This window comes from Pyruvatibacter mobilis (genome assembly GCF_012848855.1).
GTDB classification, from domain to species: Bacteria; Pseudomonadota; Alphaproteobacteria; order CGMCC-115125; family CGMCC-115125; genus Pyruvatibacter; species Pyruvatibacter mobilis.
In genome coordinates, this window is record NZ_CP051630.1 from 2387268 (window position 1) to 2412616 (window position 25349).

Consider the following 25349-nt stretch of genomic DNA (forward strand, 5'->3'; position numbering starts at 1 on the left):
AGACCGGACAGCGCGGCACACACCAGGAGAGTGGATCATGCAACGCTTCAGCATTCGACGTCAGTTCGGCATCATGGCGCTTGCGGGTGCCTGTGCCTTCGGCATCGGCGGCGCGGCAGCTTTCGCCAATGGTGCCAAGGCCCCCGCGGAGCGCGGCGACATGGCCGCGGAAACCCCGCTGGCGACCTCGGTGGTGACCATCACCGCCACCATGCCGGCCTTCGCCGGTGAAGAGGCCCGCTATGGCGACCAGGCGCAGGTCCCCTCCTTCGGCTACACCTATGTGATCTACTTCCCCGTCGGCACCAGCGAGCTGACCGACCCGGCGCGAGAGACGCTTGAAGTGATCGCTGCGGAAGTGACCGGCCTTGAGCTGAGCCATGTGACGCTTGCAAATGGCGACGGCCCGGATGCCCGCACCCAGGTGGTGCGTGATGCCATGATCGAGCTGGGCGTGCCGGCCAGGTGGATCGGCGAGGAGATCGTCCGCCCGGACGAGATCGGCCCGATCAGCATGGCCCCCATGGGCTTCTAAGGCGGGCTGCCAAACAGCATCCCCGGCACTGACATCCCGAAACCCGGTCAGGAATTCCTGACCGGGTTTCCTGCTTCCGTGCCCATGGCCTGCACCACCACTTCGCGCCTGTGCGGGCGGCTGCGGTGCTCGAACAGGTAGATGCCCTGCCAGGTGCCCAGCACCATGCGGCCCTTATCCACCGGGATCGTCAGGCTGGTTGCGGTGAGCGCGGCCTTGATATGGGCGGGCATGTCGTCGGGGCCTTCGGTCGTGTGCCGGTAGGGCCCGGTAAAGGGCACGATGCGCTCGAAAAAATCCTTCAGATCCGCCAGCACGTCAGGGTCGGCGTTCTCCTGGATGGTGAGCGACGCGGATGTGTGGCGCAGAAACAGGGTCACCGCCCCCTGCGCCAGGCGCGCCCGGCCGAGCGCATCAGCCACGTGGCGGGTGATGTCCGAGAGGCCTGCTCCCGGGGTTTCGAATATCAGGGTTTCCAGATGCTGGTGCATGGCCCCCTTTTATCGCGTGTCGCCCGGGGCTACATAGTCCCCCGTTTTGACACTGGTAATGGTGAGTTCGCGATGAGTATGACCCTGGCAACCCCGACGGCGCCGACCCTGTCGGCCGGTTTCGAGGCCTATGTGGGCCCGGTGACGAAGGTGGAGGGGCGCGAGGCCTATACGCTGAGCTTCACCATCGAGCAGCACCACCTCAACGGCGCGGACATGCTGCATGGGGGCATGATGATGTCGTTCGCCTCCATCACGCTGGCGGGCGCGGCGCGGGAGGCTGCGGGCGACGCGGTCGAGACCCTGTCCATCAATTGCGATTTCACCGGCCCCGGCAAGCCGGGCGACGTGGTGACGGCCACCGCCACCATCACCCGCCGCACGCGCACGGTCGTGTTCCTGTCCTGCGACGTGCAGGTCGAGGATGCCGACGCTGACGCCCCGCGCATGCTGATGGCCGCCACCGGCGTGTTCCGGATCGCCACCAGGAAGGGATCAGGCAAGACCGGAGCGGGCGCATGACCGAGGCCCGCGATACCCAGAAGGGCGAGCAGCAGAAGCCCGCCATCCCCTCCCCGCGCCCGCCGGAGGCGCTGGACGGCTTCACCGCCATGGAGCTGCGCGACCCGTTCGAGGCCTTTGTCGGCCCGCTCTATACGGAGACCGCGGAAAATGACGGGCTTGAGCGGCTCGAGGCCTTCCGCGTCGATGACCGGCATGTGGATGCGGACGGCAAGCTGCATCCGGGCATGCTGATGACCTTCGCCGACGCCGTTGTCGGCAGCACCGCGTGGAACGCCACCGGCCGCAAGCCGTGTGTGACCCTCAGCATGCAGACGAGTTACACCGGCACCGCCAAGGTCGGCGACCTCGTCACCGCCCGCACCCGCCTCACCCGCAAGACCCGCGCCATCGTCTTTTGCGCTGCCGATTTCTTCGTCGATGACGAGCTGATCTGCCAGGCCACCAGCCTGTGGAAAGTGCTCGGCGAACACTGACCGCGCTTACATTCCCACTCCACCACACACACGCCCTCCCTCCGGCTCGACCGGAGAGGCTATCGGAGGAAGTGGCGGGCTGCTTGGTCTAAAAAAGCCCGCGGACTCACATGGACCCTCCGGTCGAGCCGGAGGGAAAGCGGTTGGGTGGGCGCAGGGCAAACCCCACTCTGCGTCACCCCGGACGTGATCCGGGGTCCACTCGCGGATCGGCAGGTAGAGGCGTCAGCTTTTACGTTTTGCCATGCGGCACGGCGAGTAGGCTCCGGATCAAGTCCGGAGCAACGGGTCGGCGCACAAACACTTGCCCTCCCCTGCCTCCCGCGCTTTGCTTGGCGCAAACACGCAAAGCCAGACCGGGAGCACGTCCATGGCCATTGATTACGATCACCTGATGTCCCTCACATCCGAGGGCGAGCGGTTTTCCTATGGGGACCGGGAGACCATGCTCTATGCGCTCGGCGTCGGCATGGGCCGCGATCCGCTGGCAGCAAAGGAGCTGCCTTATGTCTATGAAAAAGACCTAAAGACCGTGCCGACCATGGCGACGGTCATTGCCTGGGGCGCGGGCCCGCTGCGCGACAGCGGCATCAACTATCTGATGGTGGTGCATGGGGAGCAGAAGCTGACCCTGCACCGGCCGCTGCCGGCAGCGGCCGACATCATCGCCGACAGCCGCGTCGTCGGCGCCTGGGACAAGGGCGCGGACAAGGGGGCGGTGATCGTCACCGAGACCGACATCCGCCTGGCGGACACGGACGACAAGCTGTGCACGCTCACCAGCACCACCTTTGCCCGCGGCGATGGCGGCTTCGGCGGGCCGACCGACGGCGCGCCCAAGCCGCATGCCCTGCCCGACCGCGCCCCGGACCAGACCATCGAGGTGGACACCCGGGCTGATCAGGCGCTGCTCTACCGGCTGTCCGGTGACCGCAATCCACTGCATGCGGACCCGGAATTCGCCACCGCCGCCGGGTTCCCCGCGCCGATCCTGCACGGGCTTTGCACCTACGGCACCTGCTGCCGCGCCATTCTCGGCTCCGTCGCCGATTATGACCACACCGCGATCACAGGCTTCGACGTCCGCTTCTCGTCCCCCGTCTTCCCCGGCGAGACGATCCTGGTGGATGTGTGGAAAGACGGCCCCATCGCCTCCTTCCGCGCCCGCCTCAAGGAGCGCGACGCGGTGGTCATCAACAACGGCAAATGCACGCTGAAAGCCTGACGCATCCATAGCCCCTCCCCCTTGTGGGGAGGGGTTGGGGTGGGGGGTGAATGGAACGGATGGCATCGCCCTCCCCGCCGCCTCTGTCACCCCACCCCGGCGGCCCTGCCGCCGACCCTCCCCATCAAGGGGAGGGTTGGTCCGGACGCTCGCGGCTTCTCACCTACCCCCAACCCCGCTCGCCCTCTGGCTTGACCAGAGGGCCTATCCGAGTCTGCGGGATGGTTTGTGCCGGCCAGGATGACGGCGGTGCGGCATTTTCAGACAAAAACTGCTGAGTCCCATGGACCCTCCGGTCAAGCCGGAGGGACAGCGGTTATATTTAGCCGCCCTTCCTCCGGCTCGACCGGAGGATCTCTCTCTCAGCTTGCTCATGCCTCCCCTCCCGAAACCGTGACTAAATTTGCGGGGTGAATGGCCTTTCGGTCAGCGCGGCTTTGCGCCTATGCTTTGCCGCATGAGCACAAAATCCGAGACAACCCCTGCGAAATCCGCCCCCAGCCGCCCGGCCGAGCCCCGGCGCGTGCTGATGATCGCCTACACGGATGTGCAAGTGCTGGACATCACCGGGCCGCTTGAAATTCTCGCCAGCGTCAATGACGCGCGCGCCAATCCGCGCCTGTGGGCGCCGGAGGGGCTGACGCCGCAGACGGATGACGGGGACACGCCAAGCGACGCCTACGAGATCACCATCGCAGCCGCTGAGGCCGGGCCGTTCCGCACCACCTCGGGCCTGCAGCTGGTTGCCGATATCGGCTTTGCCGACCTCACCGATGACTATCTTTCGGGCCTGCACACGCTTGTCGTGCCCGGCGGTGAAGGCACGATCCAGGCGATGCGCGATGACGCGGTGCTGGACGTGGTGGCCCGCGCGGGCGCTGCGGCCGAGCGCATCACGTCCGTCTGCACCGGCACCTTCATCCTTGCCCGCGCCGGGCTGATCGACGGGCGGCGGGTGACGACGCACTGGAACGTCGCCGGCGACCTCGACGAGATGTTCCCTACCCTGACGGTTGACGCGGATTCCATCTATGTGCGCGACGGCAATGTGTGGACCTCTGCCGGGGTGACGGCGGGCATGGACCTTGCCCTGGCGCTGGTTGAGGAAGATTGCGGGCGCGACATGGCACTGGCGGTGGCCCGGCGGCATGTGCTGTTCATGATCCGCCCGGGCGGCCAGTCGCAGTTTTCAGCCCAGCTCGTGGCGCAGCATGCCGCGAAGGGCCGCATCGGCGAGATCACCCAGTGGGTGCTCGACAATGTGGCGGCTGACCTGTCGGTTCCGGCGCTGGCCGAGCGCGCCCATATGAGCGAGCGCACGCTTGCAAGAGCCTTTGTCAGCGAGACGGGGCTGACGCCGGGGCGGTTCGTGGAAGTGGTGCGGGTGGAAGCTGCCCGCCGCCACCTCGAGGAAACCGCCGACGACACCGAGACCATTGCCTGGGCCTGCGGCTTTTCCAGCGCTGAACAGATGCGCCGCGCCTTCCACCGCCGCGTCGGCGTGAGCCCCGCGGATTACCGCGCCCGCTTCCGCCGCATGCCGGTGATGGGCCCGCACGGCCCGATACAGGCAGGAAGCCCGGCAGCAGGCCAGCCAGCCATGCAGCGCACCTCGCTGCCGCAGCCCTCGGGCTTCATGCAATAGGCATCCCCCAAAAACGCCGCCGAGCACGCACACAGAAAGTCACGCCATGAATATCGGTCTACTGATGTTTCCCGATGCCGAGGAGCTGGATTTCGTGGGGCCTTACGAGGTCTTCACCATGTCCAACGAGGTGTTCGAGCTGGAGGGCAAGCCGGAGCCGGACCGGGTGATCCTGATCTCCGAGGACGGCAACCCGGTGCGCTGCCGCAAGGGCATGACCATTGCCGCCCATGAGAGTATCGCAACGGCGCCGAAACTCGACGTGCTGCTGATCCCCGGCGGTCAGGGCACGCGCACCGAGGTCAACAACGAGACGCTCATGGCCTGGGTCGCGGAGGTGGACAAATCCACCACCTGGACCACCAGCGTCTGCACCGGCGCGCTGCTGCTGACCGGGTCAGGCGTTGCGAAGGGCAAGCGCGTGACAACGCATTGGGCCTTCGTGGACCAGCTTGCCGCGCGCGGTGAAGCAGCCGACGTTCTCAAGAACATCCGCTATGTGCGCGACGGCAAGATCGTGACGGCGGCAGGCGTCTCCGCCGGCATCGACATGGCGCTGTGGCTCGTCGGCCAGTGGCACGGGGAACAGCATGCGCGCAACACCCAGCGCGCCATGGAATACGACCCCGCCCCGCCCTACACGGCGGCGGTCTGAGCCGTCCGCATCCCTAGCTCGGCTTGCGGTCTTTCGCAGCTGCTTCAGCCTGCTGCTGGCGGGACCACAGGTCCTCGATGTGCTTGGCGCAGGTCAGCCAGTATCGGCAATCCGATTTTTCGGAGCAGGCATGGAAGGCGTGCATCTGGTCGGCGGCATCGCTGACCATGTTGTATTCCAGCAATTGGCGCACATTGGCCATGCGGTCGAGGCAGATCTTTTCCATCGCGTGTCACACCTTGCGTACTCGGCCCCCGGAAACGTAGGGGCAGCCTCACCCTAGGAACAGGTGGCGGCAAGGCGCGTTGACGCAGGTCAAGCGAGGCGCACAATGCGGGTCACAAAGTGATGCGGCGTCGAAGCAGGCCGCCCGAGTTTATCCAAGGAAATGCCCGCCATGTCGCAAGCCGCCACCCCGATCAAATCCCTGCCGGACCTCAATTTCGATACCACGCGGCCGCCGTCGCCTTTCATGAACGAGGACCACGCAGCCTGGCGGCAGACCCTACGCAAATGGGTGGAGAAGGAAATCATGCCGTTCGCGTCCGAGTGGGACGAGGCGGAAGAGTTTCCCGAGGAGCTCTACAAGAAGGCCGCCGATGTGGGCCTCCTGCGTATGGGGTATCCGGAGCAATATGGCGGCATCCAGGAGGGGCTTGACCAGTTCCACGGCATCGTCACCTCCGAGGAGCTGGCGCGGGTGGGCGCGGGCGGCATCAATGCCAGCCTCATGGTGCACGGCATCGGCCTGCCGCCGATCATCAATATCGGCTCGGAGGAAATGAAGGAGCGCATCGCGCCGGATGTGCTCAATGGCGACAAGCATATCGCGCTGGGCATCACCGAACCGTCCGGCGGCTCGGACGTTGCCAATATCCAGACCCGCGCCGAGGACAAGGGCGACCATTACCTTGTCAACGGCTCGAAGATGTTCATCACCGGCGGCATGCGGGCGGACTACATCACCACCGCCGTGCGCACCGGCGGTCCGGGCACCAAGGGCATCTCGCTCCTGCTGATCGAGACTGACCGCGAGGGCGTGTCGCGCACGCCGCTCAAGAAGATGGGCTGGTGGGCGTCCGATACGGCGGCGATCTATTTCGACGATGTGAAGGTGCCGAAGGAGAACATCATCGGTACCGAGAACAACGGCTTCATCGGCATCATGCTCAATTTCAACTCAGAGCGGCTGGGCATGGCGGCAGGCGCCAACGCCATGGCGCGTGTCTGCATGGAAGACGCCGCCGCCTGGGCGCGTGAGCGCACCACCTTCGGCAAGCGGCTGGCCGACCACCAGGTCATCCGCCACAAGATCGCCGACATGTATCAACGCATTCAGGCAACCCAGGCCTATCTCGAAATCTGTGCCTGGCGGGTGATGCAGGGGGAAACGCCGGTGGCGGATCTCTCCATGCTCAAGGTGCAGGCCACCACCACCATGGAATTCTGCGCGCGCGAAGCCATGCAGATCCTGGGCGGCAACGGCTATCTGCGCGGCGGCCGGGTCGAGCGGATCTATCGCGAGGTGCGGGTCAATGCCATTGGCGGCGGCTCGGAAGAAATCATGCGGGACCTGACAGCGCGTCAGCTCGGCCTCTAGGCACTCCCCGCCTCTCCGCTGTCTTCCCTGCTCCCTCCCCCCGCCCCCCGAAGGCTTGACCCAAATCAACGCTCCCGGCGCTTCCCATCCCGCGCCGGGATCGTTAGCGTGTATCCACACAAATAATAAGAAGAATTCCGGCTGCGAAAGCCCGGGGTTCCGGGTCAGGTTTCAGGGAGGGACCACATGTCCACACAGGACGGCGGTGAGACCGGCGCGGGCGCGTCCGTCTATCACCATGAAGGCGGCAACCAGCCGCGGCATGATCATCACGATACGGAAGTTCTCACCGAGGAGCGGGTGCGCGGCTACTGGCACGCCAATCTGCGCCTGCTCGGCGTATTGCTGGCGATCTGGTTCATCGTTTCCTTCGGCTTCGGCATCCTGTTCGCCGAACCGCTGAACGACATCCAGTTCTTCGGCTTCAAGCTCGGTTTCTGGTGGGCCCAGCAGGGCTCCATCTATGTCTTCATCCTGCTCATCGCCTGGTATGTCTTCGCCATGCGCCGCATCGACCGCGCCTATGGCGTGGACGACGACGAATAGGAGGCGGTGACATGGACACACAGACCCTTATCTACATCTTCGTCGGCGCCAGCTTCGCGCTTTATGTCGGCATTGCCATCTGGTCGCGCGCCGGGTCCACCAGCGAGTTCTATGTCGCCGGCGGCGGCGTGCATCCGGTCGCCAACGGCATGGCGACGGCTGCGGACTGGATGAGCGCGGCCTCATTCATCTCCATGGCGGGCATCATCGCCTTTGCGGGCTATGACGGATCGGTCTATCTCATGGGCTGGACGGGCGGCTATGTGCTGCTGGCCCTGCTGCTGGCACCCTATCTGCGCAAGTTCGGCCAGTTCACGGTGCCCGACTTCATCGGCGAGCGGTATTACTCGTCGGCGGCGCGCATTGTCGGCGTCATCTGCCTGATCTTCATTTCCTTCACCTATGTGGCCGGGCAGATGCGCGGCGTCGGCATCGTGTTCTCCCGCTTCCTCGAGGTGGACATCACCCTCGGTGTCATCATCGGCATGGCGGTCGTCTTCGTCTATGCGGTGCTGGGCGGCATGAAGGGCATCACCTATACGCAGGTGGCGCAGTATTGCGTGCTGATCTTCGCCTATCTGGTGCCGGCGATCTTCATCTCTATCCTGGTGACCGGCAACCCGATTCCGCAGCTCGGCCTCGGCTCGGCTGTGGCTGACGGGTCCGGCGTCTCGGTGCTGCAGAAGCTGGACGCGACCTTGGTCGATCTCGGTTTCACCGCCTATACGGACGGTTCGAAAGCAGTGATCGATGTCTTCGCCATCACCTTCGCGCTGATGGTGGGCACCGCGGGCCTGCCGCACGTGATCGTGCGCTTCTTCACCGTGCCCAAGGTGTCGGACGCCCGTGTGTCGGCCCTGTGGGCACTCATCTTCATCGCCCTACTTTATACCACCGCTCCGGCGGTCGCGGCGTTTGCCCGCATCAACTTCATCGATACGGTCAACAACACCGCCTATCAGGAAGCGCCGGGCTGGCTGAAGAACTGGGAGGATATCGGCCTCATCGGCTGGATGGACAAGAACGGTGACGGCGTCATCCAGTACGGTGCCGGGGCGCCCTATGCGGGCAAGCCGGAGTTCACCGGGGAGACCGGCAGCAACGGCGAACGGCTTCTGGCCAACGCGCCGAGCGAGGCGGAAAACGAGATCTATGTGGACCGCGACATCTTCGTGCTCGCCAATCCCGAGATCGCGCAGCTGCCCGGCTGGGTGATCGCACTGGTGGCAGCGGGCGGACTGGCAGCCGCCCTGTCCACCGCGGCGGGTCTCCTGCTGGTGGTGTCCACCTCCATCAGCCATGACCTGATGAAGAAAACCCTGATGCCGCAGATCACCGACCGGCAGGAGCTGCTCTATGCGCGCATCTCCGCAGCGGTGGCGATCGGTGTCGCGGGCTATCTGGGGATCAATCCACCGGGCTTTGTGGCGCAGGTGGTGGCGTTCGCCTTCGGGCTTGCGGCCTCCTCCCTGTTCCCGGCGATCCTCATGGGCATCTTCATGCGCGGGATGAACCGGGAAGGCGCGATTGCCGGCATGGTGACGGGCCTCGCCTTCACCTTCGGCTACATCGTCTACTTCAAGTTCATCTCGCCGGAACTCAACACGGCGGATAACTGGCTGTTCGGCATCTCGCCGGAGGGGATCGGCACAATAGGCATGGTGCTCAACTTCCTGGTGGCGTTCGCCGTGCGGCTGGCCACAAGCGCCCCGCCCGCCCAGGTGCAGGACATGGTGGAAGACATCCGCGTGCCTACCGGTGCCGCCCAGGCCCACGCGCACTAGGACATGGCCGGGGGGTGGGAACATTCCCCGGCACATCCCACGGCAAAAACAAAAAACAAAGAGGGCGGCACCCGATGGGTGCCGCCCTTTCAGTTTGGCGGGAGGAAGCTCTGACGCCTAGAAGCGGTAGCCGATGCCGGTGCCGATGACCCAGGGGTCGAGATCGACGTCGGCCTTTACGGCACCGTTCACCGTGGCGTCCACATTGACCCAGATCTTCTTCACGTCGAGGTTCCACGACCAGTTGCCGCCGATGGGCACGTCCATGCCTGCCTGCAGGGCCCAGCCGAAGCCGCCGTCATAATCCACCGAGGTGCCGGCGGTGTCGTCGGCATTGTAGAGGTGGGTGTAGTTCACACCGGCGCCCACATAGGGCTGCACCTGGCCGTCCGGCATGAAGTGGTATTGCAGCAGCAGGGTGGGCGGCAGCACCCACACATCGCCCAGGTCCAGCGTGCCGCCGCCATTGAGGTCCACCTTCATGTCATGCGGGGAGGTGGCCGCGATCAGCTCGACGGCGATATTGGGGGTGAAGAAGTAGGAAATATCGATTTCCGGCACCACGGCGCCATCGGCATCAATGCTGCCGATATTCGGCGTGACGCTCGAGCTTTCGTCCGGCAACACGCCGACGATACGGGCGCGGACCTTCCACGGGCTGTCGCCGTCAGCGGCGGCGGCTTCCATGGCCGGCAGGGTCAGGGCCGTGGCGCCCAGCAGCGCGGCAGCCATCATGCTCAGTGTCTTTTTCATCGCTCCAGTCCCCCGATGAGTACAGGTATTGGGTATGGGCGATGTGTAGATCACGACTGCGTGAGGGTAATTGATCTGTGTCACGAAACCGGACGGGCTGCATGCGACATCCGCGCACAGTGGCTGTTTGGCCTCACCGCACCGGCGTCCGGATCGTCCGGCGGCAGATGGTCTGCACCAAGGAGTAAGAGACGGGCGGATCGTGCCGGTTCGGTGATCACGCCCGTGTGAGGTAGGCTGCGGGGCAACAATAATGCCGACTCACTTTTCAGGGATGCCATGACCACCAGCGCCGACAATGCCACCCTCACCCCGGCCCTGTTCAGTTCTGCCGCCGTGAGCCGCGAGACCGATGAGATCAACAAGGCGGTCGCAGCGCTCGTGGCCCAGGCGCCGGACCCCTGGTCGATGACCGCGGCGGAAGCGCGCGCCATGCGCGAGCGCGGCGAGGGGCCGTTTCCCGTGGCGCCGGTCAGCCCGCGCGCCCGCGACATCGAGATTGACGGGCCCGGCGGCAAGATCAGCCTGCACATCATCGAGCCCGAGGGCGGCAAGGCCGCGGCGAAGGGTGTCTACCTGCATATCCATGGCGGCGGCTGGGTGTTCGGCGGCGCGGCGCAGCAGGATTCGCTGCTGGAGCGGCTGGCGGACAAGTGCGGGCTTGCCTGCATCTCGGTCGAGTACCGGCTGGCGCCGGAGCACCCCTATCCCGCCGCACCGGATGACTGCGAGGCCGCAGCCCTGTGGCTGACCCGCAATGCCGCAGACTTCGCCGACGGGCCGCTGTTCATCGGCGGGGAATCAGCGGGCGGGCACCTGTCCGCCGTCACCCTGCTGCGCCTCAAGCAGAAGCACGGCATGACCCCGTTCAAGGCGGCCAACCTCACCTTCGGCTGTTTCGACATGGGCATGACCCCCAGCATGCGCGCCTTCGGGGATACGGGGCCCACCCTCTCCACGCGCGACGTGGCGCATTTCCGCCAGAGCTTCATTCCGGAGGGCACCGACCTGTCCGATCCGGACATCTCGCCGCTTTATGCGGATCTCGGCGGCCTGCCGGACGCGCTGTTCGTGGTCGGCACGCGGGACGGGCTGCTGGATGACAGCCTGTTCATGCATGCGCGCTGGCTGGCGGCGGGCAACACGGCGGAGCTGGGCATCTATCCCGGCGGCGCGCATGGCTTCATCGCCTTCCCCGGCGCCCTTGCGGAAGCCGCCCTGGCGCAGATCGACAGGTTCTTCCAATCACATACTTGAACGCTGTTCAATTTGTGAACATTGTTCATACACCGGCGCGTTGGGCAGGATTCCCCGGCCCTGTCAAACCACCCTTGGGCGGCGCATTCTTTGAACGTTGTTTATTTTCTTGAATCAGAGTTGATCGCGGCCATACTGAGCTCATGACACCCAGCCCCGCCCCGCAGCAGACCACCGGCCGCCGGGCCGCCCAGCAGGAAGAGCGGGCGGCGCGCATCCGCCTGGCAGCCCGCACCCTGCTCGCCGAGGACGGCCCGCGCGGGCTGACCATCCGCGCCGTGGCCGAGCGGGCGGGCTACGTGGCGGGGTCGGTCTATTCTTATTTCCCCTCCAAGGAGGCCCTGCTGGCGGCGCTGGTGGTGGACGAGATGGACGGGCTCGTCCAGGCCTTGCGCGGCGCGCCTGCTGATCTGGACATCCGGGCCGATCTGGCGCTCGACACCCTGCGCGATCAGGTGCCGCTTCTCATGGCCGCCCGCCGCGGAGACGTGCCCGAGGCGACGGAACGGGCGCTGACCGGGCGGATCATCGCCGTGCTGCGGGCCCTCGACGCAGCGCGCGGGGATCATGATGATCCCGCCCGCACACCCCCGAGCGACAGGGCCTACGACACCGTCGCCCTGTGGTCCGGACTGGTGGGGATTGCGCTATTGTCCGGCTGCGGGCGGTTTGCTTCCCTCGATCTGGAGGAAGACCGCGTGCTCGCCTCCCTCCTGGGCCGCTTCGGCGGCGCTTCTTCCTGACCGGCAGCGACATCAAGATGATCGAGAGTTTTCTGAGTGCGGTCGCCCTCGCGGAATGCGACGAGATGGGCCACATGAACATCCAGCACTATGCGGGCAAGGCCGAGGCGGCCGCGCATGTGCTGGCAGCCCTTGGCGGGCCCACCGCGCGCGGTTATGCGCAGCCGGACCAGATGCATCTGCGCTTCCACCGGGAAATGCTGGCGGGGGACCGGGTGCGGGTCATGTCCGCGCGCTGCGACCTTGAGGACGGCCCGGCGCGGCGGCCGCGCCTTGTCCACCGCATCGAGAATGTGGGGACCGGGCTTCTCTGCGCCACCGCCGTCACATCCTATGGAGATGACGCCGCCCCGCGCGCCCCGGACGGCGCGCTGCCGGATGAGGCTGCCCCCCGCTCCCTCACCGCGCCCGCCCCCTCCGGGCTGACGCGCGAGGAAGCCGGGGCGGCGCATCTGCAACGCACGCATCTGTCGGCCATCGCGGCTGCGGATTGCCATGCGGATGCGATGACCATTCCCGCCTTCCTGCAGCGTGTTTCCCGCTGTCAGTCGCATCTGTGGTCGCTGGTGGGCTTCGGCCGCCGCCAGCAGGCGGAGGCCGGCCTCGGTACCGCGACGCTTGAATTGCGGGTGACGCGGCTCGCGCCCGCCCCGCCCGGCCGGGCGCTTGAAATTCTCACGGGCTTCACGCCCCCCACGGGCAAGGCGCTGCACTACCGGCACTTTGGTTTCGACGCCATGACCGGTGCCCTGTGCTTCATCGCCGAAGGCGTGGGCGTGATGATGGATCTGTCCACCCGCCGAGCCGTGGTGCCGCCCATTCCCGACACGCAATTCGCCTGACCGGAACCCAATTCCTCAGTATTCGGAGTAAGAACAATGACAAATCTGGTGCCGCTGCTACGCACGAGCGTGCAGACCTGGGAGTGCGACGACATGGGCCACATGAACGTGCAGTTCTACGTGGCCAAGGCCGGCGAGGGCCTTGACGTGCTGGCCCATGAAATGGGCTATGGCCCGCGTGCCCGCCGGGCGGACAACACGGTGCTGCTGCCGCGCGAGCATCACATCCGCTTCCACCGGGAGCAGCGTCCCGGCGCGCCGCTGACGCTGGAAGGCGGCGTTCTGGGCCGCGACGGCAACACGCTGCATCTTTATGAGGAGCTCACCAACACGGCCTCCGGCGCGGTCGCGGCGACGGTGAAGGCAGATGTCATCCTGGCCGATGCCGACACGCGCGCCCCGCGCGCCCTGCCGTCTGTGTTCGATGAAGCGGTTGCCAACATGAGCACGCCACTGCCGGAGCACGGCAAGGCGCGCGGACTCGAGCTTGGTGCGCCGGTCACCGCACCTACCCTTCAGCAGGCAGATGATATGGGTCTTGTCTATACTTGGCAGGGCGTGGTGAAGCCCGAGCTGTGCGACGCGCATGGCTTCATGGGCCACCGGCACTTCATGGGGCTGGTTTCGGATTCGATTCCCAATCTCCTGTCGCAGACCCGTGGGGATGACCGCTCCAGTGATCCCAATATCGGCGGCGCAGCGCTTGAATACCGCTTCGTCTATCGCAGCTGGCCGAAGCGCGGCGACATTCTCACCCTGCGCAGCGGCCTCAAGCATGTGGGCCCCAAGACCTATATCTGGGCGCACTGGCTGTTCGACCTCGAAACCGGCGAAGCCGTCGCCACCGCCGAAGCCGTCGCCGTCACCCTCGACCTCGTTGCCCGCAAGGCCATCCCCATCCCCGACGCCATGCGCGCCCATTTGGAAAGCCAGCTCGTGGAAGGCATCGGCGCGTAAGGCTAAGGGGAAGGGGGAGCTGCCTCTCCCCTTGCGGGCGAGGTGACTTGGTACTCTCCCCCCACGTCTCGCACACACGCTTTCCCTCCGGCTTGACCGGAGGGCCCATCAGATTCACAACCTCCCATTGACCCTCCGGTCACGCCGGAGGGAGAGCGGATTGGGGGGACGGGATGAAGACCTGTCTCACCGCTTACAGCGGTTCGCCTTCGGACGGTTCCGGCGCATCCTCGACCGGCGCGTTGAGCTCTTCGTCGAGCTCTTCCATTTCACGGCGCATGATCTTGATGATCTTGCCGAAGCGCTCTGCCACGGTCTCGAAGGCGTCCATGGCGGCGTCCACGTCTTCCGGGGTGGTCACGCGAGGCTTGGCGCCGAGCTCCTCCACCTGCTCGCGCAGCACGGCGTTGTCGGCGCGCAGCCGGGCGTTTTCTTCCTCGAGCTCGGAGCGTTCATCGCTCGCGGGAGTGCAGGACCAGTCCTTGCCCTCGCCCGCGCAGACGGACACGGCCCCGGTGCGGGTGTCGAGCCGCAGGAAGCCGTCCTCGATGGGCTGCATGGTGTAGCGGCCGGCTTCTTCGGCGGCGGCCGGAAAGACCGTGCAGGCAAGGAGCCCCGCAGCGAAAAGCGGCGTGGCAGCAAACGTAAAGCGTGTCATGGTTTCATCCTTCCCGGCACCCGCGTCCGGGATAGACGCGAATTCCGGCCAGAATGTGAAGCAGCGCCTAGACGAGCATCCCCTTCCGCCCCAACCAGTCGATAGTGAGGCCCACGGCCTCGGCCATCTTGTCCGGCTGGCCGATGTAATAATGCGTCGCGCCCTTGATGGTGTAGCGCTCCTTGTCGTCATGGCCGATGCTGGCATAGATGCGGTCCGCATGGCTCGGCGTGCAGGCATCATCGGCTGAGTTGTCGATCACCAGGAACGGCACATTGATCGCGCCTGCGCATTTCGGCCCGTCGGCACGGCTTTCCGTGTACGACCATTGCGACAGCCAGCCGCGCAGGGAGCAGAAGCGGGCAAGGCCCGCCGGCATCATGTTCACCACGCGCGGTTCGCCCATGTAGCACCAGTTGGGGCCCTTGCGGTCATTGGCGTCGATCGTGGGGTCGAGCCAGCGCGGGTCGGCCATGGTGCCGTAGACGACAAAGCAGTGCTCCTCGTTTTCGCGGCCGGTGCGCTTCAGATGCGCCAGCTTCTCGCGCACCCAGTCATCGATGCGCCGGGACCGGGCAATCTGCGCGGCCCGGAAGGTTGCCAGGAACTCAGCTGAATATGGCGGCTGGTTGGGCGCCTCCGGGTCATAGAGGTCCAGCTCGCGGATACGCTTTTCCGGGTCCAGTTCATCGGCCACCGCCGGGTCCATCCACTCGGTCAGGGTGATGGCGCGGCTGACATGGGCGGCAAGCTGCAGCACAGCGTCCGCCGGGATCAGCCCCGCGCCTTTCACATCCACCGGATCGCCCGCGGGCGTTGCCTCGATGGTGGGGTTCTCCGCCTGCGACTGGTAGAACATGGACAGTGACCCGCCGCCGGACCAGCCGGCCAGGATCACCTTTTCATAGCCGAGCTTCTCTTTTGCGTAGCGGATGTAGTGACCCATATCGAGGATCACCTTTTCCATGATCAGCGCCGTGTCGTTATGCGGGTAGCGGCTGCCGCAGGTGAGACAGGGAATGCCCGATGCCGCCAGCGCGTTGGGCATGGGCAGCAGGTTCATCGTGCCCGTGGGGTGCATGAAGATCAGCACGGTCTTTGAGGCTGACCCCTTGGGCTTCAGGTGCTGGCCTTCCACCACCACCGTATCCATGGCCCCGGCATAGGTTTCCTTGAAGGCGGCCTTTTCCTGCCAGTGCAGGAAGAAGGGAATGCGCTCGACCTCATACGCACGCTGTTCGGCCATCGGATGCTCCGTTCTCTGATGATTATTCAGCTGCCTGCGCACGCCTGCGGGCTGCCGCGGCCTTGAAGTCCGGCTGGCGCTTGTTGAGGAAGGCATCCACCGCCTCATGGTGCTCGGCCATGGACCAGCACTGTTTCAGCGCCTCGGTCTCGCGCCGCTGCACCAATGTCAGGTCATGCTCGGCCAGGTTCTGCGACAGGAGCTGCTTGGTCATGCGCATCATCGGCTCGGGGTTGTTCTCGAACAGCGCCGCCACCTCGCGCACCTTGTCCCACAGCTGATCTGCCGGCACGGCGTGGTCGGCGAGGCCAAACTCCGCCACCTCACGGCCCGTATAGAGATTGCCGGAGAGCATCATCTCGCTCGTCTTGCCGAAGCCCATGCGGGCGGTCGCAAAATGCGATGACGCCAGTTCCGGCACGATGCCGACCTTGACGAAGACGAGCCCGAACTTGGCGTCCTCGGCGGCAATGATGACGTCGAATGGCAGGATCTGCGTGACGCCAATGCCGACGGCGGGGCCGTTGACGGCGGCGATCATCGGCTTGGATGAGCGCACCAGCCCGATCCAGTCGAGGCCTTCCGGCAGGCCGCCGGAGCCGCCCGCGGTGTTCGAGCCGGGATCGGTGCCGTCGAGCCGCGATTTGAAAGTGTCTTCCATGTCGGCCCCGGCGCAGAAGCCGCGGCCCTCGCCGGTGAGCACGATCACCGCCACCTCGGAATCATCATTGGCGGTGCGGAAGGCATGCGCCATTTCCTCCGCCATGCGCGGGGTCCAGGCGTTGAGCTTGTCCGGCCGGTTCATGGTGACGACGCCGAGCGTGCCGTCACGCCGATAGGCGATCTGCGTGTAGTCCATGTCTTCCTCCCGTCACGGGCCCTGTTCTGAGCGGGCTCTCGTGTGCTTGATCAAAAGTCTAGCAAGCAGGAAGGCGGCGGCAAGCCTTGTTCCCCGGCGGGCCGGTTGCCGCCGGGGAAACGGTCATTTGCGGCGGCAGGAGACGCTCCTAGTGGTCGTCCGGGTGGCTGTGCGGCTTGACGATGGGATCGTCCGTGAACAGACGCTCCTTCATTTCCCTGGCGAAGGTCTCGTTGTTGCGGCGCAGCCATTCCATCACCATCACCGCATGCTCGATTTCCTCGTTCATATTGTGAATGAGGATCGCCTTGAGATCGGCGTCCGAGCAGCCGTCGGCCCGCTGGCCATACCAGTCCACAGCCTCGAGCTCCTCCATCAGCGACACGATGGCACGATGCATGTTGAGCGTCTTATCGCTCAGTTTCTCGATGGGTTCGTGCAGGCCTTCACTGGACATAGGGCACTCCGTATTCAGTCAGGGGAGATTGATGCCGTCACTATGCCAGAACCGTCTTGAAGTTTTTACGGGTAATTCGTGGATAATCCGGCAGTGCGACAATGCCGCCCAGCCCGGCGCGTGCGAGAAGCCTGTCCGCTGCCTCTTTCGCGTCGCCCTCAAGCCCGCGATAGAAATCAAGCGGCCGCTGCAGCATCCACAGGTCAAAGGTGAAGATCGCCCGCTCGGCGGTAACGCCGCCCAGGGTGAATTCATGCATGCCCAGCGCGCGGGGGATTTCCGTGCCCGGCGCCTGGTCGTGCGCCCAGGCGGTGAACGCTGAAACCGTCTTTTCCAGCACCGGCAGATATTCCACAGCAAAGCGCGCCAGCAGCGGGACCAACGTCTCCGGCACCACGTCGTCGGGTAGGAAGTCGCCGCCGCGCGGGGCGGGCGGCGTCACCATGCGCTCCACCCAGCGGGCAACGCGCGGGGCGGTCGCCTTCATCATCTCGCCGGATTTGGGGTCGCGGTAATTATGCGCGTAAAGCGGGCCGATGAGGCCGTAATCACCGACGGAGGGCCGTGAACCGAACAGGAAGTCATGGGTCTCGAAATGCGCGGACAGCTCTGCCAGCAGCCCCTCGTAGCTTTCCTCCACCGCGCCGCGCGTTTCCGGGTGGACGCCGAGGAAGGGCAGCGCCCCGCGGAAAGGGCCGGCGCGCTTTTCGCCAATCTCACGCTGGTCTTCGGGCGACGCGTCCGGTGCCGACAGGGCGCCGAACTGGGTGAGGATCCAGTCCTCATTGTAGTTCCAGCGATAGTGCATCGCCGGGATCTTCATCCATTCATCGCCGAAGACTTCAATCAGCAACGCGGCCAGCTTCTGCGCCGGGCCGGACGGGTAGACGGACGGCTCGGGCTCTTCGGCCTCGAAATGATCGATGATCTCGGTCGTGTCCTGCAGGGTCTCGTCATCCGCCGTCACCACAACGGGGATCACCGGCCAGCCAACACGCGGCAGGATGATCTCCTTGTAGACCTCCGCCGTTGACAGAACTTCCGTATACGGAATCTGCTTCCAGTCGAGATAGGCCCGCGCCTTGCCGGTATAAAGCGAGATCGGCCCGCCATAGAGCGTGTTGGTCCGCATGTGATCCTGGTTCCTGTTCGTCAGTATGTGGTGCCCCGGGCATCAGGGATTGCCCCATACCCTGTCACCCCGTGGCTTGACCACGGGGTCCAAAGCAACATGGCTCACCGCCCGCCGCCCTGGCTTCCGCGGTCAAGCCACGGAATGACAGGACGGGGACGGCACAGCTTTTTATTCCGCCGCGCTGGCGGCTTCGACACCCCATTTGATGCGGAAGAACTCGCCGATGCGGCGGTTGGCTTCAGCGGCTTCGGGCATCATGAAATGGAACATGTGGAAGACGTGCACCATCTCGTCCCAGATCTCGAGCCGCGTTTCCACGCCGGCGGCGCGGGCACGCGTGTCGAGTTCTTCGGAATCACCCAGCAGCGTTTCATGATCGCCGACCTGAATCAAAAGCGGCGGCAGGCCCTTGAGGTCGGCAAACAGCGGGGAGACCCGCGGGTCCTCCGCAGGCAGATCACCGCGATAATGCGCTGCCATGGCGAGCAGGCCCTCCTTCTGCACCATCGGGTCCACATCCTTGCGGGTTTCCATGGTGGGCGAGTTGCCCGTGAGGTCCACCCAGGGCGAGATGGGGGCTGCGGCCGCGGGCAGGGCCACGCCCTTGTCGCGCAGGGCCACCAGCGTGGCAATGGTCAGCCCGCCGCCGGCGCTGTCGCCCGCAATGGCGAGGTTGGCTGCGTCATAGCCTTCGGCCAGCAAAAACTCATAGGCCGCCACCGCGTCGTCGATCGCCGCCGGGCAGCGGTCTTCCGGCCCCATGCGGTAGTCGATCACCAGGAGCTTCGCGCCCATTTCCGTCGCCAGCGCGGCCGTCAGAGAGCGGTGGGTCTTGGGCGAGCCGATGACATAGCCGCCGCCATGCAGATAGAGCACCGCATGCTTTTCTGACGCGCCGGGCATGGCCACCCACTCGCCAGGCACGCCATTGGCGGTGACGGGGGTAATGGTCGCGTCCTCGGGCACCGGAAAGGCAGCCGTGGCCGCTTCCATATTGGCCCGCTGCTGCGCCACAGTCGGCGGCTCCGCCGGCGCCGGGGTGGATGCGAGCAATTCCAGAACCTGCTTTGCGCCTTCGCTGGCCATGGGTGTCTCTCCCTGTGTGAGTGATAATTGTGTTTTTTGATGGCGTGATGGGAGCACCTTACAGCCAGATCGTCCCAGGGGCGACGGCAAATGGCTCGCCCCATTTCGCCGAGAGCCGCTCCCAATCTCCCTCTCCCCTGGCGGGAGAGGGAGGGGCCCGCGGCCGTCCGGCCGTGGGAGGGTGAGGGGGAACAGCGCCCGCGATCCAATTCCGACGGTCGCGACGGCTGACAGGCTCACCCCCCTCACCCGGTGCTCACGCACCGACCTCTCCCGCAAGGGGAGAGGTGCCGTTTCGCGCCTGCCTCGCACCACCCCCCGTCGCCCCGGACCAGATCCGGGGCCTACTCGCCTCAGCCCCCACCCGCAGCAGCCGCGAGTGGACCCCGGGTCAAGCCCGGGGATGCGGGATGGGGGGGGGTTGGCTGGACGCTCCAACTCCCCCCCGCCTTCCCTCCGGCTTGACCGGAGGGTCCATGGGAGTCCGCTAGTCAGGTGGGCCCTCCGGTCAAGCCGGAGGGAGAGCGGATAGAAACAACTCTCCAGAGCCCCCCCACGAAAACCGGCGCAGCCGTGACCGATTTTGCTTTCCCGGTACCGCGCGTCTCCCCATATCCAGTCCGTAGCGAGACCCGCTCAGCCAGAGGAGATGCCTGCCGCTTCCCGATGCCTCCCGGCCCCGAAAGCCCCACCCACACATCCGGAGACCCGTCATGTCCTATGCCGCCCGCACCCTTGCGCCCCGCGAAGTCATTCTCGCGGAAGGCCGGTTCCACTGGACATACAACCTCATCTCCTGGCTGTGGCTGCTGCTGGCCGGCTGGGCGCTGATCGGCATCGCGGTATTCCTGTCGCGGCAGATGCGCAAATGGACGACGGAGCTCGTCATCACCAACCGGCGCTTCATCTACAAGCGCGGCTTCATCTCGCGGCATACGGATGAATTCACCGCCAGCCGCATCCATGCCATCACGCTGGAGCAGAGCCTGCTGGAACGCCTGTTCGATTGCGGACGGCTCAATATCCGCGGCGAAGACATCGGCGATTTCGGCCTCCCCGCCATCGCCGACCCGCTCGCCTTCCGCCGCGCACTGATCGAGAGCCTTGATGTCGATGCCAATGCCGGTGTCGTGGCAGTCCCTCCGCTGCTCCTCACCGACAAGGCCCCGCCACAGGCCGCCTCCGCCGCGGCCTAGCAGCAGACAGCAAAAGTATCAGACGGCAGCGGAGCAGACGGTTCTGACATCACGCCCGGCACGCCCACTCCCCCTCTCCCCTTGCGGGAGAGGGAGGGGCCCGCGGCCATCAGGCCGTGGGAGGGTGAGGGGGCAACAGCGCCTGTGACCCAATTCCGACGGTCGCGACGGCTGACAGGCCCACCCCCCTCACCCGGTGCTCATGCACCGACCTCTCCCGCAAGGGGAGAGGTGAAATGTCGCGCTTCCCTCACGCCACCCTCCGTCGCCCCGGACCAGATCCGGGGCCTACTCGCCTCGGCCCCCACCCGCAGCAATCGCGACTGGACCCCGGGTCAAGCCCGGGGATGGGGGATGGGGTCGGCTGGAGGTCCCAACTCTCTACCTACCCCGCCCTCCCTCCGGCTTGACCGGAGGGCCCATCTGTCTCGCGGCTTCCTGCTTGCACCGCCTCCACAACCCCGATCTACTTACCCGGGAACACTTGAACAAAAATATCATTTTTGCTATATGTCCTGGCGTGTCGAATTTCTGGATGACTGTGTTGTCGCCGAGATTGAGGCCCTGCCTGCGGATATGCAGGCGCGGTTTCTGCGGATCGCGGAGCTGATTGAAAGTGTCGGCCTGCCTGCCGTCGGCGCGCCGCATATAAAGCATCCCGACGGCAAGCTGTGGGAGATGCGGATGAAAGGCCGGGACGGCATTGCCCGCGCCATCTACGTCACCGCGACCGGCCGGCGCGTGATTGTGCTGCACGGTTTCGTCAAGAAGACGCAGAAGACCCCGCGCCGCGCCCTGGAGATAGCCCGCACGCGGGCCGAGGAGGTGAGATGACCAAGACCCTTGAGGCCTATCGGAAAAAGGCACTGCGCGACCCGGCGGTGAAAGCCGAGTATGAGCGGCTCGGTCCTGAGTTCCGCATCGCCCGCGCCATCATCGACGCGCGCAAGACGGCCCGCCTCACCCAGGCCGACCTCGCCACCCGCATGGGCACCACCCAATCCGCCATCGCCCGCATGGAAAGCGGCCGCCAGATGCCGAGCACGAAGACGCTGATGAAAGTGGCCGAAGCAACGGGTACAGAGCTCTTGGTGGGGTTTGGGTGAGTTTGTCTCTCTCAGGCCTTGCGATGATGTTCGATGTGCACAGGCTTAACCCAGAACGGCCGCATACAGGACTTACGAAATGACTACCTGGTTGGATGAACACTTTAAGGACTTAGAAGCCGCAGCACACGCTAATCATGAAGAACTAGCTTGGGTAATGCTCAAGCACTTAGTTTCAAACGAAAAAAAGGGACAAACGGCATGCCTCACTAACTTAATCAATGATCTGGAGCGTGAATACAGATCACATGGTCATTCGGAAGACCTGATGGTCGCAATCTCAGAGGCTTGGTCATGGCTGGTATCTGAGTGCTTGATTGTCCCGGACCCTCGGCAAGCATCAACCGGAATTTGGTACCGACCAGCAAGACGCGCACGTAAGGCCGCGGAGGAAGCCACTCTAGAAGCATACATTAGATCAAGCGCATTGCCCGCCGAACTCCTTCATCCGAGAATTCAGGAACGTGCACTCCCGATTTTTCGCCAGGGTGATTTTGATACGGCCGTGTTCTGTGCCTTCAAGCAAGTGGAAGTCGCCGTTCGAGAGGCATGCGGTTACTCGGAATCAGACTTTGGACGACCAATGATGCGAAAGGCTTTTGCGAAAATCGATGGCCCGTTGACTGACGCAAACATGCCAGTCGCAGAGCAAGAATCGTTGGCCGAATTGTTCGCTGGAGCGATTGGCTCCTACAAGAACCCATCTAGCCATCGCACAGTGACAATAATCGAAGCTAGCGAAGCTGCGGAGATGATTTTTCTCGCAAGTCATCTAATGCGAATTGTGGACGCTCGCACCGACAAGCAATAGCAATGCAAGGTGGTGCTAATTCCCTTAGCGAAGCTTAGTTCATCCTGTTGTTAGCCCCTCCCGGTCGCCCCGGACTTGATCCGGGGCCTACTCGCCCCCGCCCTCACCCGCAGCAATCGCGAGTGGGCCCCGGGTCAAGCCCGGGGATGCGGTCGGCTGGAAGTCCCAATTCACTCCCTCACTCCCCCTCCGCCCTCCCTCCGGCTTGACCGGAGGGTCCATGGGAGTTCGCGAGTCAGATGGGCCCTCCGGTCAAGCCGGAGGGTGAGCGGTTTGGGTTTTCTAACCCCAGCCCAAACAAAAAGGGCCGCTGAGTTTCCTCAGCGGCCCTTTGTCGTCTCGTTGTTCAGGCGCCCCGCTTATTCAGCAGCAGCGGCCTGTTTGGCTGCCGGGTTAAAGCGGCTGTAGAAGGTGTCGCCCTTCGAGGCCATGTCGCGCAGCAGGGCGTTGGGCTTGAAGCGGTCGCCGTATTTCTGGGCGAGCGCGTCGCACTGCTTCACGAACTCTTCCGTCCCCGTCATGTCGATGAGCGACAGCGGGCCGCCGGACCAGGGGGCGAAGCCCCAGCCGAGGATGGCGCCGACATCGGCGTCACGCACGTCCGTCACCACTTCTTCCTCGAAGCAGCGGGCGGCTTCGAGCGCCTGGATGAAGAGGAAGCGGTTGCGCAGCTCCTCGGTATCCACGTCCTCGATGCCCTTGGTGTGCTCCACGACCTTGTGCAGGTCCGGCCACAGGCGCTTGGTGCCGCCCTTCTCCGCCGGCCAGTCGTAGAAGCCCTTACCCACCTTCTTGCCCAGGCGGCCATGGGTGACGACCATGTCCTCGATGATCTTGTCGCCGGGACCTTCGACATATTTGTCGCCGAGGTCCTTCTTGGTCTGCTGGCGCACCTTGTAGCCGAGGTCGAGCGACACTTCGTCGTTGAGCGCCAGCGGCGGCATGGGCATGCCGGTCATCTTGCCGACATTCTCGATGATGGCGGGCTCGATGCCCTCTGCCAGCATGGAGATGCCTTCGGACACATAGGTGCCGAAGCAGCGCGAGGTGTAGAAGCCGCGGCTGTCATTGACGACAATCGGCGTCTTCCGGATCTGCGCCACATAGTCCATGGCCTTGGCCAGCGTCTCATCATTGGTCTTTTCGCCCATGATGATTTCCACCAGCTGCATCTTGTCCACCGGCGAGAAGAAGTGGATGCCGATGAATTCCTGCGGCTTGGAATAGGACTCGGCCAGGCCGGTGATCGGCAGGGTCGAGGTGTTGGAGCCGTAGATGCCGCCCTTGGCGATCTTCGGTTCGGCCTTCTTGGTGACCTCGGCCTTGATCTCGCGGCTTTCAAACACCGCCTCGATCACCAGGTCGCAGCCGTCCAGATCGTCATAGTCAGTGGTGGCCGTGATCTTGGAGAGAAGCGCCTGCTTCTTTTCCTCGGTGGACTTGCCGCGCGAGATGGCCTTGTCGAGCAGGCCCTCGGAATAGGCCTTGCCCTTGTCGGCATTCGCCTGATCCGTGTCGAGCAGCACCACATCCATGCCGGCCTTGGCGGAGACATAGGCAATGCCCGCGCCCATCATGCCGGCGCCGAGGATGCCGAGCTTCTTCACTTCCCACTTGTCCACGCCCTTGGGACGGCGCGCGCCCTTGTTGAGTTCCTGCATGGAGAGGAACAGGGAGCGGATCATCGCCTTGGAGCGCGGGTCCATCATCAGCTTGGTCATGTAGCGCGATTCAATGCGCAGACCGGCTTCGATGGGCACCTGCAGGCCTTCATAGACGCAGGAGAGGATGTACTGCTGCGCCGGGTAGTTGCGATGGGTGGTCTTGTTCAGCATCGCGTTGCCGATGGTGAAGGTCTGCCCGCCGCCCTTGTCGTGCGGGCCGCCGCCGGGGATGCGGTATTTCGGCATGTCCCAGGGCTGCACGGCTGCCGGAAGACGCTCCGGCCCGCGCTTGCCAAGCTTGATCGGCTCGGCGGTGAGGCCTTCCTTGATCCACGCCTTGGCTTCGTCCACCAGCTTGTCCGCCGGAACGACCTTGTTGACGATGCCGGTGGCCTGCGCCTTTTCCGGCGACAGGGCCTGGCCCTGCAGGATCAGCGGCAGGGCGGCTGCGGCGCCGATCATGCGCGGCAGACGCTGGGTGCCACCACCGCCGGGCAGCAGGCCGACCTTGGATTCCGGCAGGCCGAGCTGGGCCTTGGGGTTGTCGGCCACAAAGCGCGCGTGGCAGGCCAGCGTCACTTCAAGGCCGCCGCCGAGCGCCGTGCCGGTGATGGCGGCCGCAATCGGCTTGCCGCAGGTTTCCATGCGGCGCAGCTGCATGTTGAAGGCGATGTTGCCTTCATACAGCGCCTTCACCTTGTCCTGTTCGGACCCGCCGGCGCCCCCGCCGGCATTGGAGCCCATCATGGACAGATCAGCACCGGCGCAGAACGCGCCCTTGCCGGAGGTGAGGACGAGGCCCTTGATGGCATCGTCCGTTGCCACCTTCTCGATGATGTCGGCCAAATCCTTCATGGAGGACTGGCTCAGCACGTTCATCGAGCGGCCCGGCATGTCCCAGGTGGCGACCGCAATGCCGTCGCCATCCACTTCAAATCCGAAATTCTCGTAGTCTGACATTTTCAAAATGCTCCGTTTGCGGAGGACAGTTTCTGGCTGGCCCCGTGGGGCGTCACCCCACCCCCGGCCCCTCCCCATCAAGGGGAGGGGTGAGAGATGTCCCCCTCCCCCTTGTGCGGAGGGTTGGGGTGAGGGTCAGC

At 64.9% G+C, this 25349-nt stretch carries 27 protein-coding genes; 17 read left to right on the forward strand and 10 right to left on the reverse strand.

What is annotated here, in order from left to right; translation table 11 throughout:
• Positions 1–37: 37 nt before the first annotated feature.
• Positions 38–535 carry an OmpA family protein gene (locus tag HG718_RS11120; protein WP_160586802.1) on the forward strand — a complete coding sequence of 166 codons (498 nt, stop codon included), beginning with the start codon at positions 38–40 and terminating at the stop codon, positions 533–535.
• Positions 536–582: 47 nt separating this feature from the next.
• Here the strand turns inward: HG718_RS11120 and HG718_RS11125 are convergent, their stop codons facing one another.
• A complete protein-coding gene (locus HG718_RS11125) occupies positions 583–1026 on the reverse strand; it encodes a secondary thiamine-phosphate synthase enzyme YjbQ (RefSeq protein ID WP_160586803.1) in 444 nt (147 codons plus the stop codon).
• Positions 1027–1098: 72 nt separating this feature from the next.
• Here HG718_RS11125 and HG718_RS11130 point away from each other — a divergent pair, with 72 nt between their 5' ends.
• The 5 genes from HG718_RS11130 to HG718_RS11150 all read left to right on the forward strand — a co-directional run bounded on the left by HG718_RS11130 (position 1099) and on the right by HG718_RS11150 (position 5549).
• Positions 1099–1548 (forward strand): PaaI family thioesterase, encoded by a 450-nt coding sequence (locus HG718_RS11130; RefSeq protein WP_160586804.1) that lies wholly within the window; start codon positions 1099–1101, stop codon positions 1546–1548.
• Positions 1545–2024, forward strand: coding sequence for a PaaI family thioesterase (locus tag HG718_RS11135; RefSeq protein WP_160586805.1), 480 nt, complete (start codon positions 1545–1547; stop codon positions 2022–2024). The genes HG718_RS11130 and HG718_RS11135 overlap by 4 nt, the downstream gene beginning before the upstream one ends.
• Before the next feature lie 370 nt (positions 2025–2394).
• A complete protein-coding gene (locus HG718_RS11140) occupies positions 2395–3249 on the forward strand; it encodes a MaoC/PaaZ C-terminal domain-containing protein (protein WP_160586806.1) in 855 nt (284 codons plus the stop codon).
• 457 nt (positions 3250–3706) lie between these two features.
• Entirely contained in the window at positions 3707–4894 is a 1188-nt protein-coding gene (locus HG718_RS11145) for a GlxA family transcriptional regulator (RefSeq protein WP_205345625.1), read from the forward strand.
• A gap of 46 nt (positions 4895–4940) precedes the next feature.
• Entirely contained in the window at positions 4941–5549 is a 609-nt protein-coding gene (locus HG718_RS11150) for a DJ-1/PfpI family protein (RefSeq protein WP_160586807.1), read from the forward strand.
• A gap of 13 nt (positions 5550–5562) precedes the next feature.
• Here HG718_RS11150 and HG718_RS11155 read toward each other — a convergent pair whose 3' ends face one another.
• Positions 5563–5775: a hypothetical protein gene (locus HG718_RS11155; RefSeq protein WP_027846234.1), complete on the reverse strand. Its 213-nt coding sequence runs from the start codon at positions 5773–5775 to the stop codon at positions 5563–5565.
• A gap of 246 nt (positions 5776–6021) precedes the next feature.
• On the opposite strand from HG718_RS11155, the gene HG718_RS11160 reads away from it, so the two are divergent.
• From HG718_RS11160 to HG718_RS11170, 3 genes are all read left to right on the forward strand, one after another.
• The gene (locus tag HG718_RS11160; RefSeq protein WP_244617608.1) at positions 6022–7149 is read left to right on the forward strand and encodes an acyl-CoA dehydrogenase family protein; all 1128 of its coding nucleotides are present in this window, start codon (positions 6022–6024) and stop codon (positions 7147–7149) included.
• A 186-nt stretch (positions 7150–7335) separates the two neighbouring features.
• Entirely contained in the window at positions 7336–7695 is a 360-nt protein-coding gene (locus HG718_RS11165; protein WP_160586809.1) for a DUF4212 domain-containing protein, read from the forward strand.
• A gap of 11 nt (positions 7696–7706) precedes the next feature.
• On the forward strand, positions 7707–9479 hold the full coding sequence (locus HG718_RS11170) for a sodium:solute symporter family protein (RefSeq protein WP_160586810.1): 1773 nt from the start codon (positions 7707–7709) through the stop codon (positions 9477–9479).
• 117 nt (positions 9480–9596) lie between these two features.
• On the opposite strand, the gene HG718_RS11175 is transcribed toward HG718_RS11170, so the two are convergent.
• Positions 9597–10232: an OmpW/AlkL family protein gene (locus HG718_RS11175; RefSeq protein WP_160586811.1), complete on the reverse strand. Its 636-nt coding sequence runs from the start codon at positions 10230–10232 to the stop codon at positions 9597–9599.
• 279 nt (positions 10233–10511) lie between these two features.
• Between HG718_RS11175 and HG718_RS11180 the strand changes: the two genes are divergently transcribed.
• From HG718_RS11180 to HG718_RS11195, 4 genes are all read left to right on the forward strand, one after another.
• Complete coding sequence (locus HG718_RS11180; RefSeq protein WP_160586812.1) at positions 10512–11489, forward strand: alpha/beta hydrolase; 978 nt, start codon at positions 10512–10514, stop codon at positions 11487–11489.
• A gap of 143 nt (positions 11490–11632) precedes the next feature.
• On the forward strand, positions 11633–12232 hold the full coding sequence (locus HG718_RS11185) for a TetR/AcrR family transcriptional regulator (RefSeq protein WP_160586813.1): 600 nt from the start codon (positions 11633–11635) through the stop codon (positions 12230–12232).
• Between the two features lie 17 nt (positions 12233–12249).
• A complete protein-coding gene (locus HG718_RS11190) occupies positions 12250–13074 on the forward strand; it encodes a thioesterase family protein (RefSeq protein WP_160586814.1) in 825 nt (274 codons plus the stop codon).
• A 36-nt stretch (positions 13075–13110) separates the two neighbouring features.
• The gene (locus HG718_RS11195) at positions 13111–14031 is read left to right on the forward strand and encodes an acyl-ACP thioesterase (protein ID WP_160586815.1); all 921 of its coding nucleotides are present in this window, start codon (positions 13111–13113) and stop codon (positions 14029–14031) included.
• Positions 14032–14224: 193 nt separating this feature from the next.
• Here HG718_RS11195 and HG718_RS11200 read toward each other — a convergent pair whose 3' ends face one another.
• The 6 genes from HG718_RS11200 to HG718_RS11230 form a co-directional block, all read right to left on the reverse strand.
• Positions 14225–14689 carry a hypothetical protein gene (locus HG718_RS11200; protein ID WP_160586816.1) on the reverse strand — a complete coding sequence of 155 codons (465 nt, stop codon included), beginning with the start codon at positions 14687–14689 and terminating at the stop codon, positions 14225–14227.
• Between the two features lie 67 nt (positions 14690–14756).
• Positions 14757–15935: an alpha/beta fold hydrolase gene (locus HG718_RS11205; protein WP_160586817.1), complete on the reverse strand. Its 1179-nt coding sequence runs from the start codon at positions 15933–15935 to the stop codon at positions 14757–14759.
• Positions 15936–15957: 22 nt separating this feature from the next.
• A complete protein-coding gene (locus HG718_RS11210) occupies positions 15958–16794 on the reverse strand; it encodes an enoyl-CoA hydratase/isomerase family protein (protein WP_160586818.1) in 837 nt (278 codons plus the stop codon).
• Between the two features lie 148 nt (positions 16795–16942).
• On the reverse strand, positions 16943–17251 hold the full coding sequence (locus HG718_RS11215) for a ferritin family protein (protein WP_160586819.1): 309 nt from the start codon (positions 17249–17251) through the stop codon (positions 16943–16945).
• Between the two features lie 40 nt (positions 17252–17291).
• Positions 17292–18383 (reverse strand): glutathione S-transferase family protein, encoded by a 1092-nt coding sequence (locus HG718_RS11220; RefSeq protein WP_160586820.1) that lies wholly within the window; start codon positions 18381–18383, stop codon positions 17292–17294.
• A 171-nt stretch (positions 18384–18554) separates the two neighbouring features.
• Complete coding sequence (locus HG718_RS11230; protein ID WP_160586821.1) at positions 18555–19472, reverse strand: alpha/beta hydrolase; 918 nt, start codon at positions 19470–19472, stop codon at positions 18555–18557.
• Between the two features lie 713 nt (positions 19473–20185).
• On the opposite strand from HG718_RS11230, the gene HG718_RS11235 reads away from it, so the two are divergent.
• The 4 genes from HG718_RS11235 to HG718_RS11250 all read left to right on the forward strand — a co-directional run bounded on the left by HG718_RS11235 (position 20186) and on the right by HG718_RS11250 (position 22585).
• Positions 20186–20668 carry a PH domain-containing protein gene (locus HG718_RS11235; RefSeq protein WP_160586824.1) on the forward strand — a complete coding sequence of 161 codons (483 nt, stop codon included), beginning with the start codon at positions 20186–20188 and terminating at the stop codon, positions 20666–20668.
• A 510-nt stretch (positions 20669–21178) separates the two neighbouring features.
• Positions 21179–21502 (forward strand): type II toxin-antitoxin system RelE/ParE family toxin, encoded by a 324-nt coding sequence (locus HG718_RS11240; protein WP_160586825.1) that lies wholly within the window; start codon positions 21179–21181, stop codon positions 21500–21502.
• Positions 21499–21774 carry a helix-turn-helix domain-containing protein gene (locus HG718_RS11245; RefSeq protein WP_160586826.1) on the forward strand — a complete coding sequence of 92 codons (276 nt, stop codon included), beginning with the start codon at positions 21499–21501 and terminating at the stop codon, positions 21772–21774. Before HG718_RS11240 ends, HG718_RS11245 begins: the two co-directional genes overlap by 4 nt.
• A gap of 79 nt (positions 21775–21853) precedes the next feature.
• Complete coding sequence (locus tag HG718_RS11250) at positions 21854–22585, forward strand: TIGR02391 family protein (RefSeq protein ID WP_160586827.1); 732 nt, start codon at positions 21854–21856, stop codon at positions 22583–22585.
• 359 nt (positions 22586–22944) lie between these two features.
• Here HG718_RS11250 and HG718_RS11255 read toward each other — a convergent pair whose 3' ends face one another.
• Positions 22945–25209: a 3-hydroxyacyl-CoA dehydrogenase NAD-binding domain-containing protein gene (locus tag HG718_RS11255; protein ID WP_160586828.1), complete on the reverse strand. Its 2265-nt coding sequence runs from the start codon at positions 25207–25209 to the stop codon at positions 22945–22947.
• Positions 25210–25349: the final 140 nt, after the last annotated feature.

Bases quoted from the DNA above. Each gene is read 5' to 3' on its own strand.
- HG718_RS11120 (WP_160586802.1), top strand. From the start codon at position 38: ATGCAACGCTTCAGCATTCGACGTCAGTTCGGCATCATGGCGCTTGCG.
- HG718_RS11125 (WP_160586803.1), bottom strand. From the start codon at position 1,026: ATGCACCAGCATCTGGAAACCCTGATATTCGAAACCCCGGGAGCAGGC.
- HG718_RS11130 (WP_160586804.1), top strand. From the start codon at position 1,099: ATGAGTATGACCCTGGCAACCCCGACGGCGCCGACCCTGTCGGCCGGT.
- HG718_RS11135 (WP_160586805.1), top strand. From the start codon at position 1,545: ATGACCGAGGCCCGCGATACCCAGAAGGGCGAGCAGCAGAAGCCCGCC.
- HG718_RS11140 (WP_160586806.1), top strand. From the start codon at position 2,395: ATGGCCATTGATTACGATCACCTGATGTCCCTCACATCCGAGGGCGAG.
- HG718_RS11145 (WP_205345625.1), top strand. From the start codon at position 3,707: ATGAGCACAAAATCCGAGACAACCCCTGCGAAATCCGCCCCCAGCCGC.
- HG718_RS11150 (WP_160586807.1), top strand. From the start codon at position 4,941: ATGAATATCGGTCTACTGATGTTTCCCGATGCCGAGGAGCTGGATTTC.
- HG718_RS11155 (WP_027846234.1), bottom strand. From the start codon at position 5,775: ATGGAAAAGATCTGCCTCGACCGCATGGCCAATGTGCGCCAATTGCTG.
- HG718_RS11160 (WP_244617608.1), top strand. From the start codon at position 6,022: ATGAACGAGGACCACGCAGCCTGGCGGCAGACCCTACGCAAATGGGTG.
- HG718_RS11165 (WP_160586809.1), top strand. From the start codon at position 7,336: ATGTCCACACAGGACGGCGGTGAGACCGGCGCGGGCGCGTCCGTCTAT.
- HG718_RS11170 (WP_160586810.1), top strand. From the start codon at position 7,707: ATGGACACACAGACCCTTATCTACATCTTCGTCGGCGCCAGCTTCGCG.
- HG718_RS11175 (WP_160586811.1), bottom strand. From the start codon at position 10,232: ATGAAAAAGACACTGAGCATGATGGCTGCCGCGCTGCTGGGCGCCACG.
- HG718_RS11180 (WP_160586812.1), top strand. From the start codon at position 10,512: ATGACCACCAGCGCCGACAATGCCACCCTCACCCCGGCCCTGTTCAGT.
- HG718_RS11185 (WP_160586813.1), top strand. From the start codon at position 11,633: ATGACACCCAGCCCCGCCCCGCAGCAGACCACCGGCCGCCGGGCCGCC.
- HG718_RS11190 (WP_160586814.1), top strand. From the start codon at position 12,250: ATGATCGAGAGTTTTCTGAGTGCGGTCGCCCTCGCGGAATGCGACGAG.
- HG718_RS11195 (WP_160586815.1), top strand. From the start codon at position 13,111: ATGACAAATCTGGTGCCGCTGCTACGCACGAGCGTGCAGACCTGGGAG.
- HG718_RS11200 (WP_160586816.1), bottom strand. From the start codon at position 14,689: ATGACACGCTTTACGTTTGCTGCCACGCCGCTTTTCGCTGCGGGGCTC.
- HG718_RS11205 (WP_160586817.1), bottom strand. From the start codon at position 15,935: ATGGCCGAACAGCGTGCGTATGAGGTCGAGCGCATTCCCTTCTTCCTG.
- HG718_RS11210 (WP_160586818.1), bottom strand. From the start codon at position 16,794: ATGGACTACACGCAGATCGCCTATCGGCGTGACGGCACGCTCGGCGTC.
- HG718_RS11215 (WP_160586819.1), bottom strand. From the start codon at position 17,251: ATGTCCAGTGAAGGCCTGCACGAACCCATCGAGAAACTGAGCGATAAG.
- HG718_RS11220 (WP_160586820.1), bottom strand. From the start codon at position 18,383: ATGCGGACCAACACGCTCTATGGCGGGCCGATCTCGCTTTATACCGGC.
- HG718_RS11230 (WP_160586821.1), bottom strand. From the start codon at position 19,472: ATGGCCAGCGAAGGCGCAAAGCAGGTTCTGGAATTGCTCGCATCCACC.
- HG718_RS11235 (WP_160586824.1), top strand. From the start codon at position 20,186: ATGTCCTATGCCGCCCGCACCCTTGCGCCCCGCGAAGTCATTCTCGCG.
- HG718_RS11240 (WP_160586825.1), top strand. From the start codon at position 21,179: ATGTCCTGGCGTGTCGAATTTCTGGATGACTGTGTTGTCGCCGAGATT.
- HG718_RS11245 (WP_160586826.1), top strand. From the start codon at position 21,499: ATGACCAAGACCCTTGAGGCCTATCGGAAAAAGGCACTGCGCGACCCG.
- HG718_RS11250 (WP_160586827.1), top strand. From the start codon at position 21,854: ATGACTACCTGGTTGGATGAACACTTTAAGGACTTAGAAGCCGCAGCA.
- HG718_RS11255 (WP_160586828.1), bottom strand. From the start codon at position 25,209: ATGTCAGACTACGAGAATTTCGGATTTGAAGTGGATGGCGACGGCATT.